The organism is Bartonella sp. AA86SXKL (assembly GCF_042196885.1).
Map to the genome: position 1 here is coordinate 1 of NZ_JBHIRE010000335.1, position 706 is coordinate 706.

General features: G+C 39.8%; 1 protein-coding gene. It reads left to right on the forward strand.

Annotated elements, in window-relative coordinates:
• Window positions 1-706, forward strand: a 706-nt coding sequence (locus ACFIO5_RS11860) for a pyridoxal-phosphate dependent enzyme (RefSeq protein ID WP_375705517.1), incomplete at both ends; no start/stop codon positions are given.

The following is a 706-nucleotide window of genomic DNA, read 5'->3' on the forward strand; positions in this document are numbered from 1 at the left end:
AGAAATGATTTTTTGAGTCAAAAATATGATGCAGAAATTTATTTGAAACGTGAAGATTTAACACCAGTGCGATCATATAAGATTCGCGGTGCTTTTAATTTTGTATCAGAAATGCTTGTGCAGATATCTCAAGATTCTGCGTTCGTTTGTGCATCAGCGGGGAATCATGCGCAAGGTGTTTCTTTTGTTTGTCGCTATTTTAAACGCAAAGGCGTGATTTTTATGCCTGTGATGACGCCGCAACAGAAAATTGATAAGACACGCATTTTTGGTGAAGAGTTTGTTGATATTCGTTTAGTTGGTGAAACATTTGATCAATGTTATGCGGCTGCACAATCTTTTGTCTCACAAAGTGGTGGCGTCATGGCTCCACCCTTTGACGATATTCGCATTATTACAGGGCAAGCTACAATTCTTAGTGAGACTGTTTTACAATGGAAAAAACTCAATGGAGAGCGCGCGCCAGATTTAATCATTGTCGCTGTAGGTGGTGGTGGTTTGGCTAGTGGAGTGAGTAAGTTTTTACATGAATATGGTTGGAAAACAGAGATTCGTTTTGTTGAACCGCAAGGTGCGGCGAGTTTGCTTGCTTGTTTGAAGAGTGGAAAACGTGTCAAACTTGAAAATATCGATACATTTGTAGATGGTGCTGCTGTGGCGGAAATTGGTGCGTTAAATTATACAATGCTTAAGCAATTTTCACCTG